General features: G+C 40.0%; 3 protein-coding genes. All 3 read right to left on the bottom strand.

Annotated elements, in window-relative coordinates:
- Positions 1-703 precede the first annotated feature (703 nt).
- Positions 704-3,982: a non-ribosomal peptide synthetase gene (locus LC586_RS30765; protein ID WP_229489144.1), complete on the bottom strand. Its 3,279-nt coding sequence runs from the start codon at positions 3,980-3,982 to the stop codon at positions 704-706.
- Positions 3,983-4,303: 321 nt separating this feature from the next.
- Positions 4,304-5,200 (bottom strand): LysM peptidoglycan-binding domain-containing protein, encoded by an 897-nt coding sequence (locus tag LC586_RS30760; protein WP_229489143.1) that lies wholly within the window; start codon positions 5,198-5,200, stop codon positions 4,304-4,306.
- 375 nt (positions 5,201-5,575) lie between these two features.
- Positions 5,576-9,745, bottom strand: a complete 4,170-nt coding sequence (locus LC586_RS30755; RefSeq protein WP_229489142.1) for a non-ribosomal peptide synthetase — start codon at positions 9,743-9,745, stop codon at positions 5,576-5,578.
- Positions 9,746-9,925 lie beyond the last annotated feature (180 nt).

Genomic DNA, 9,925 nt, shown 5'->3' with positions numbered 1-9,925 from the left:
TTCAGCCGTCTCTGCTGTAGGAGGGGAGGTAAGTCCTGCTCTTGGGCGAAAGTCTAAGTTTAGGCACTCCCCTATGATTACAGAAGCCCCAACTTCAACCGTACTCGGTAAGTTGGGGTAGTTCACTCCGCATTCCTTAGTACCTTTTGATTAGATCCAAAGTAGAGGTCGCCCACTTCCTAATACAGGTTGATTTCCACTAGAGATTTTGCCTGAAGATGGTAGCATAACAGCTTAGTGAGCTTGTTAAAAACTCCCAAGCTGAAAAACGCAGGCAGTGAGGCTGTATATAAATGCCATCAAAAAGTAAGCCAAAGGGCTTTTATAGCGGTTCCCACTCAGGTGCGGTACAAAATTAATCGCAAGGTGTAGGGGCACGGCATACCGTGCCCCTACGGGTGTACCTCACGTAAACGAGAACCGCTATATTGATTCCCTTTAGCTTAAACCCAGCCAGTTCGCGTATTTTCCTAATAGACATCTCCAGAAAAGATTTAGATACCACAAAATTATACGCAGACCTAATCCCCCTACCCCCCTTCCCTGTGAGGGAAGGGGGGCTTTAAAGCCTCTCTCCGTTTCGGGGAGAGGTTTGGAGAGGGGTCTTTTATTGATTTCCGGAGATGTCTAATGTTTAAGTTAATCGCTACTGCGGCTGGCGCACATATACCGGATGACATAAATGGTAGGGTGATGTTTTTTTTTAAAATTCAACGTCTTCTCGATGTTGTCCCGTAGTTTCAGTTTTATCTGCACCTTGTGCTGCCCAAAACATTGTATCAATACACTTAGCAAGTTGTTCAATAGTTGGTGCTTCAAACAAATTGCGTACAGTTACATCTATTTGAAAGGTATCTCGGATTCGGGAAATTAACTGAGTCGCTAGTAGAGAATGACCGCCCAATTCAAAGAAATTATCATGAACGCTTATCTGCTCTTTTGCCAAGACTTTAGCCCAAATTTCTGCAAGTAACTCTTCAACTTGCGATCGCGGTGCCACATAATCATATCTATCGAAAGTTACTATATCGGTTCTAGCTAAAGCACGACGGTCTACTTTGCCATTAGCTGTTAATGGTATTGATTCCAGTACCACATAGGCTGCTGGCACCATGTATTCTGGTAACTTTTCTTTCAAGTATTTACGTAATACAGATGCTAAATCTGATACTTCTACTACATTAATAACAATATAAGCCACCAAATACTTATTATCAGGTATGTCCTGATCAGCGATAACCACTGTTTCTTTCACGGCTGGATGTTCACTCAACACCGCTTCAATCTCTGATAATTCAATGCGAAAGCCACGAATCTTTACTTGATTGTCAATCCGACCTAAAAATTCAATATTGCCATCTGGTAAATAGCGGGCTAAATCACCCGTTTTATAAAGAAGTGTTTTTGAATTATTACTAAAGGGATTTGTAATAAAGTGTTCAGCAGTTAATTCCGTGTGATTGAGATATTCTCGTGCCAGACCATCACCGCCAATATATAATTCGCCAGTAACGCCAATGGGCAAAGGTTGTAAATGGGAATCTAATATATAAATTTGTGTATTATTAATCGGGCAACCAATGGGAATAAATGTGGCTGATTCTGGTAACTCTTGGATATGATAATAAGATGAAAATGTTGTATTCTCTGTAGGCCCGTAAACATGAATTAAATGCTTTGGCGCACCATGTTTGATAATTTTTTTAACCCATCTTATATTAACAGTTTCGCCACCAAATAGTAAATATCGCAATGAAGCAAAAGCTTGCGGAACATCTCTGGCAATCTGTTGAAATAAAGCTGTTGTCAAAAACAAGACACTAATTTCTTTTTGTTGTAGCTGTAATGCAAACTCGTGAGGCGAAAGGATTACATCTTTGCTAACAGCTACAAGTTGAGCGCCGTTGAGTAGCGCTCCCCAAATCTCGAATGTTGCTGCATCAAAAGAAGTATTTGAGGCTTGGGCGATTTTATCTGATGGGGAAAATTTTATATAGTTTGTATTGCACACTAGCCGATTTACAGCTTTGTGAGTTATAGCCACTCCCTTGGGTTTTCCTGTAGAACCAGAAGTATAAATAACATAAGCTAAATTGTTAGTAACGCTACTTTCAAGGTTATTTTTGTTTTCTTGAGTAATAATTTTCCAGTCTTTATCTATACAAACAATTGGATTCAAGAAACATTCAAAATACTTGAGCAAGTTTTCTTGTGTTAGCAATACTGAAACCTGTGCATCTTCCAGCATAAACTTTAGGCGTTCTTGAGGATAGCTGGAATCTAAAGGAAGATATGCTCCTCCTGCTTTCAGAATGCCTAATAAGCCAACTATCATATCTATAGACTGTGAAATGCAAATACCGACTAATTTTCCTGAACAAACCCCAATTTTTTGTAAGTATTGTGCTAGTTTATTGCTGCGTATATTCAACTCTTGATAAGTGAGTTGCTCGTTACCAAAAATTACTGCTATAGAATCAGGATGATGCTGTACCTGTTCTTCAAACAATTGATGAATACACTTATCATGAGGATAATTTACCTTAGTGTTATTCCATTGCACTAATACCTGATGTAGCTCCGCTTCACTTAAAAGGGGTAAATTTGCAATGCGTTGTTCTGGATTTGCAACAATGCTTGACAACAGAGTTTGAAAATGATCCAGCATCCGGGTAATAGTAGCTTTATCAAACAAATCTGTGTTGTAAACTATTACGCCACGGAGTCCTTCAGAATACTCCCAGTTTGCACCCCATAAGCTTCTAAAATCATCAGAACACTTCCATAAGTGTAGTTCTAAATCAAAGCGCGTTTTTTTTAAATCAATATTCATAAAGCTAGGTACTAATCCAGGCAGTTCTAGTGCTGACATTGGCGCATTCTGCAAACTAAACACTACTTGAAATAACGGATGATAGCTCAAGTTTCGTTCTGGATGCAGTTCTTCAACTAGCTTGTCAAATGGCAAATCTTGCTGGCTATAAGCACCTAGTGTTACCTCTCTGACTCTGCCTAACAGTTCTCGAAAAGTCGGGTTTCCAGATAAATTGCTGCGTAGTACTAAACTATTGACAAAAAAGCCAATAAGACCCTCAATTTCACTACGATTACGGTTAGCAATTGGCGAACCTACCGCAATATCTTCTTGATATGTGTAGCGGTAGAGCAAAGTTTTAAATACTGCCAGCAGCATCATAAAAAAAGTTACTCCTTCTTGCTGCGAAAGCTTTTCTAATGCATCAGTTAGCTTTTTTGGGAACTCAAAAAATTGTGTTGCTCCTTGATAGCTTTGTATAGCTGGTCTTGGTTTGTCGGTAGGCAAATGCAGCATAGAAATACCATTTAATTGCTGCTGCCAATAAGTTAATTGCGTTTGCAGTACTTCCCCTTGCAGCCACTCGCGTTGCCAGTGGGCAAAGTCGGCGTACTGAAGAGGCAGTTCTAATAGAGGAGAAGACTGGTTTTGTGCAAAAGCTGTGTACAGCGTTCCCAGTTCCCGAATCAGCACCCCAATAGACCAATCGTCGCAGATAATGTGGTGCATATTCAGTAATAGAATATGTTCTGTCTTGGAAAGCACAAGCAACTTCACGCGCAGCAATGGCCCGGAAGATAAACTGAAGGGATGTTCTATCTCTGCGTTAATAATGCTCCTTACTTCAACCTCCCTTTCATCATCTGCCATTAGCTGGAGGTCTAATACAGAAATAGGTATCGTTAAGCTGGGTGCGTTAGCGCAGCTTTCCGCAGGAATCGCCTGTAGGGGTTGCCCATCCAAGACTATAAATGTCGTGCGTAAGCTTTCATGGCGACGCACAATTTCGTTAAAAGTCTGCTCCAGTGCCTTTAAGTTAAGCAAACCTGTTAAACGAATTACTGTCAGCACATTATAAATAGTATTGTCAGAGATCAACTGGTCAAGAAACCATAACCGTTGTTGGGCAAAAGATACTGGAAAGACAAAGACCTCTTCAGAAGACATATAGCAATCCTAAATCATTCGTGAAAATCTCTCTTTATTCTCTCTGCGTTCTCTGCGCCTCTGCGGTTAGTTATAAAAAATTATGTAAGGATTCAACATAATCGCCCGACAGTTGCCCCCTCAGAACTGAACTGGACGTGCGCCTTGCAACGCATCCGGCGATAAACTTGTCATAAACTAGTAGTCTGTCAAGCTAGTTTTGAGGGTTTGTAGTAAGCACTTTAGTGCGTAGAAAAGAAGGACTAAAGTCCTTACCCCTAAATTCAAAGCTGACAGACTACTAGGGATTGTCCCAGAATGTATTTGCTACATCTGTTTTGCTTAATTAAACGGAGTTTGAAATCCGCCAAATTCTCTTAAATAAGTCAGAATAGAAGTACCATTTTCATCTTGAGAAACCTGGTTATACAGCAGTAGTTGGACAACCCCTCCTTCGCCACGCAGATGAGCAGCTGCAAGAATTCCAGATATTGTGATGACTACTCCTCCTCGTTGTTGTCCGATAAATTGTCTTACGGAGAGTCCATTCTGTCTAAGTTGGCTGTTGATTCGACTTAAGTTCAATGCGAAAGCTTCTTGAATAGCCGTTTCTTGCACATTATTCTGATTATTTAAAAAATCTTGCTTGCTATTAACACCATTTTTTCCTGTCCACGTACCCTGCCACTCATTTCTACTAGCACCATTGCCATAATAAAAATTAGCTTGATAGTATCCAAGATCAATTAATAGAGCTTCACCAAATTGATACTTGCCAATAAAACCCAACTGGTTCTCAATATTATAAGGTGGATTTTCTTGTCCTGTTTCTCTTCGTCCTAAGGCTAGTAGCATATCCTGAAAACTACCCCCGCTAGCAACACTATTGGGCTGAGACTGATTGGCTTCAGGTATAACAAGTACCATTCCAGCCATGAGTTGAGTAGGATCAGGCCCAATTACAGACCGATTAGCTTCATAAATTTTTCTCCACGAAGCTTCACTACCATCACCATAAAATCTCTCAGCAATATTTGATAAAAAATCGCCAGGTGCGACTGTATATCGAGTTATATTTCTCTGCTGTGCTTGTGCAACATAATCATTTTTTTGGAAAATAGCATCCCTCAATTCAGGTAATAAAAATGATGCAGTTAAAGATGAAAAAATCACTATTCCAATAGCAGGAAAATTCTTGATTGTGTGTGTGAATGTTTTGGTTTTGAGGAATGAAGTCATAAAATTTTGTAGCGAATAGGTTTGTGATTACTACGAATGTAGCTTTTGATTGTGAATTTTCTGTTGAGTAGAAGAAGGAAATCAAGTTAATTGGTTGTTTTCTTACTTGTATTTTACATTAACTATATTTATCAAAATTAAACTAGAATACAAGAGGAAAAAGTCAGGTAAATATTCTATATACAATTAATTAAAGAATAAAAAATCAAGATTTATATGTGAAAAATTTCAAAAACTAGGAATAAATCAGGTTCAAATAGTTTCCTCGCTTGAATAGGGGCGAGAGTAGTCCAGGCACGATTTTTGCCGGAATGGGAAAAGCGATCGCCGTGGGTGTATGAGTTCAGCTTTATGAATTACTATATTAATCTATCCTTATTTTAAAGTTTGTGCTTTCTCAATACAGCCTCTTAACTGTGCGGCGAGAACCTGAATATGGGGTTTTCTCAGCATGGTTAGGTGATTGCCAGGAATATGATGAATTTCCGTTCCTCCCACAGCTAGCTGATCCCAACCCATACTCGGTTCTCCCTCAGCAACGTTTAACTGAACTCTTGTTCTGAAAAGATTAATTCGCTTAGGGTAGACTTGCGGAACGTAGTTGAGAACTGCTTGGCTATTGGCATAAAAAACACGAAGCATAGGGACAATTGCTGACTCACTTAAAAGCCTTCGCTTAGATTCATTAGATATAAGGTTGACTGTGGCATCCTCCTTTTGGATGAAATGCGAGAACAGATTTGTTTTGAGCGATCGCGTTAGCGACTCCCAAAAGGAGTATCGCGTCAACTTCTGAAAATTAGGAAATCCAGAAGTTAAACTATTAATCCGGTTTTTACTAGGAGCAGTAATTAGACACAAATAATCAAGGAAAAAGGGCCACATATATGGCACTACTGTAGTAAAAATAAACTTGAAAGCATTACTTAAAGAAGGTAGATTGCTCTTAATTGGTGCTACAGTGTCAAGCACAGCAAGTAGAGCTACTTCTTCCCCAGAATTTTGAAGTTGTTGAGCCATCTCAAAAGCAACCCAACCTCCAAAAGACCAACCTCCTATAAAATAAGGCCCTTTTGGTTGTACTGAGCGCAATGCTTTAATGTAGTGGCTAGCCATATCCTCAATGCGATTTAGTGGAGTTTCCCCATCAATTCCAATAGGCTGTAGCCCATAAAGTGGCTGATTTCCCCCCAATTGATGAGCTAATTCATAATAAGGAAAGACAACACCAAAGATTGGATGGACGCAGAAGAAAGGCGGATTTGAACCATTCGCTTGAATCGGAACCAAAGCAGACCACGCCAGAGAATCTGTTTTTGAATATAGAGCAATTGCTAAACTTTCAATTGTTTGATTTAAAAACAGGTTAGATAAAGGTAAATCACGCTCAAACTGTTTGTTTATTTGGTCTAATAAACGTACAGCCAGCAGCGAATTTCCTCCCAAATCAAAGAAGTTGTCATGAATACCTACATTCTCAACATTAAGGACTTCAGCCCAGATTTTTGCCAAGGTTGACTCAGTTGGAGTACGAGGAGCAATAAAGGCTTTATCTATTGAGCGGCTCCGAGTATCAATTGCTTTTAGCGCATAACGATCAACTTTGCCATTAGCCGTTAACGGCAGAGAATCCAGCATTATAAAAGCTTTTGGTATCATGTACTCTGGTAATTTTTCTTTTAAAAATTCACGTAGCTCAATAATTGTTTGCTTCTGCGCTGGCTTAGAAACAATATAAGCTACTAAATGCTTATTATCAGATAGATTCCCTTGAGCAATTACAATTGCTTTCTCTACATTATTGTGCTGACTTATAACTGTTTCAATCTCTGACAACTCAATGCGGAAGCCGCGAATTTTTACTTGATTATCAGTGCGATCTACAAATTCGATATTACCGTCTGGTCGATATCTGGCTAAATCACCTGTCTTGTAAAGCCTTGCTCCTTTTTTACCATTAAAAGGATTAGGAATAAACTTTTTTGCAGTTAATTCGGGGCAGTTAAAATAGCCTCTTGCCCTGCCATCACCAGCGATGTATAATTCACCTAAAATCCCAATTGGTACAGGTTGTAAATGCTTATCTAATATATAAATTTCAGTGTTAGCAATTGGGCGGCCAATAGGCGGTTTAGCACTCACAGATTTAATTTCGGCAACAGTTGACCAAACGGTTGCTTCAGTAGGCCCGTAAGCGTTAAAAAACCTCCGGCTATGATTCCACCAACGTTTTACTATATCCTCGGAACATGATTCGCCTGCACAAATAATAGTTTGTAATGCGGGGAGGGATTCTGTAGGTAAAACTGCCAACACCGTAGGTGGAAGGGTGACGTGAGTAATAGCTTTTTCGCGCAATAGTTCAAGCAAAGCTTTTCCAGGCAGAAGACATTCTTTCTTTGCTAAATAAAGGGTTGCTCCTATTTGCAATGCCATTACAATTTCAAAAATTGAGGCATCAAAACTCAATGATGCGAATTGCAGAATGCGGTTACTCGATTGCAAGTTAAAAACCTCAATCTGATATGCTGCCAAATTAGACAGTCCTCGGTGTTCGATTAAAACCCCTTTTGGTTGCCCTGTTGAGCCAGAAGTATAGATGACATAAGCTAAGTTTTCAAGTGTTACGCAACTGTTTGGGTTTTCTGCGCTATGTTGTGTAATAGTTATCCAATCTTGATCTATACAAATAATTGGATTTGGAAATTTTGTAAAATACTGAAGTAATTTTTGTTGTGTCAGCAATACTGAAACTTGTGCATCTTCCAACATGAAGTTAAGACGCTCTTGAGGATAGCTGGGATCTAAAGGTAGGTATGCTCCGCCAGCTTTGAGGATACCTAATAACCCGATTATCATCTCCGACGATCGCTCTACACAAATGCCAACTAAAGATTCAGTTTGTACACCTATTTTTTTGAGATAATGTGCCAGTTGGTTGCTGCGGATATTTAACTCTTTGTAGCTGAGTTGTTGATTACCAAATACTAGTGCGATCGCGGAGCGTGCGTTTAGCGCAGTCGCATCAGGACTTTTTTGCACCTGTGCCTCAAATAACTGATGAAAACACTTACTATTTGGGTACGTTTTCTTAGTGTCATTCCAATCAATTAATAACTGCTGTCGTTCTCCTTCAGTAAGCAAAGCTAAATCTGAAATATGCTGTTTTGGATTGGCTACAATACTTTCTAACAGTATTTGGAAATGCCCTAGCATTCGCGTAATAGTGCTTTGATCAAATAAATCGGTACTATACACCACTTGTCCTTTGAGAGTTTCCAAGTCTCGCCACAGATGAAACTCTAAATCAAGCTTTGCAATTTTGCTGTCGAAGTCTAATAACGAAAGCTTTAACCCAGGTAACTCTAGTGCTTCAATGGGAGTATTTTGCAGACTAAATACAACTTGAAATAAGGGATGGCGGCTCAAATCCCGCTCTGGGTGAAGTTCTTCCACCAGCTTTTCAAAGGGCAAATCCTGATGGGTGTATGCTCCCAAAGTTACCTCTCGCACTCGATTTAATAATTCTCGAAACGTCGGGTTCCCTGATAAATCGCTACGTAGCACCAAACTATTGACAAAAAAACCAATTAACCCCTCTAGTTCGCTACGATTACGATTAGCGATCGCTGAACCTACTACAATATCCTCTTGCTGCGTGTAGCGATAGAGCAAAGTCTGAAACGCTGCAAGCATTGTCATGAACAAGGTTACATCTTCTTGGTAGCTAAGTGCCTCTAGCGCTTGAGTTAAGGAGTGTGGTAATTCTAAAAATTGTTTTGCACCCCTATAGGTTGGAATTGCTGGTCTTACTCGGTCGGTAGGGAGATTCAGCACCGAAACCCCATCTAATTGCTTTTGCCAATAAGCTAACTGCGTTTGTAAAGGCGAACAGCCGTTTTCCCCCACTGCTTGCAGCCACTCCCGTTGCCATTGGGCAAAATCTGCATACTGAATGGGTAGTTGTGGCAGAAGCGTAGACATCAAACATCGTTTATCTTCTACAAAAGTTTTGTATAATACCCCCAGTTCTCTAATCAGCACCCCAATTGACCAGCCATCAGCAACAATGTGATGTAGATTTAGCAACAGCACATATTCTGCTTCATCTAGTTGTAGCAACTTCACTCGCAGCAATGGCCCGGTAGTGAGATTGAAAGGATGTTGAGCCTCTGCGGTTGCGATTCGCCGTACTTGTGTCTCACGTTCTTGGTCGAAATTGCGTATATCTATTAGGGGAAGAGGTATGGTTAAGCTGGGTGCGATTACCTGCACTGGTTGCTGCTCTACCATAACAAACGTAGTGCGTAAGGTTTCGTGGCGACGAACAATTTCGTTGAATGTCTGCTTGAAGGCGGTAAAGTTGAGGGAACCTTTCAGGCGAAGTGCTGTTGACACATTGTAAAATGCATTGCCCGGTGCTAACTGATCCAGAAACCACAATCGCTGCTGGGCAAAAGAAGTGGGGAAGACAAAAACCTCTGCTTCATCAGAAAAATTAAGTTCTTCATCAGCCGTGAGGCTACTGAAAATATACTGGCTCATAACAATATCTTTGTTAAAAAAAGAGTATGAAGACAGAAGGATGATGTAGTAAAGTTATTTATTCAACAGCGATCGCGCATTCGCTAAAAGCAACCCATCTTTGACATCCTATCACTCTAGATGATGCCTGCTACTACATATAAATGCTACAACAATAAGTCAATAAAAAAATTGGCATGA

Source organism: Nostoc favosum CHAB5714 (assembly GCF_020829495.1).
GTDB classification, from domain to species: domain Bacteria; phylum Cyanobacteriota; class Cyanobacteriia; order Cyanobacteriales; family Nostocaceae; genus Nostoc; species Nostoc favosum.
This window is presented reverse-complemented; position numbering and strand designations above follow the sequence as displayed.

Coding starts and splice junctions, on each gene's coding strand:
- LC586_RS30760 (WP_229489143.1), bottom strand. CDS start 5,200: ATGACTTCATTCCTCAAAACCAAAACATTCACACACACAATCAAGAAT.
- LC586_RS30755 (WP_229489142.1), bottom strand. CDS start 9,745: ATGAGCCAGTATATTTTCAGTAGCCTCACGGCTGATGAAGAACTTAAT.
- LC586_RS30765 (WP_229489144.1), bottom strand. CDS start 3,982: ATGTCTTCTGAAGAGGTCTTTGTCTTTCCAGTATCTTTTGCCCAACAA.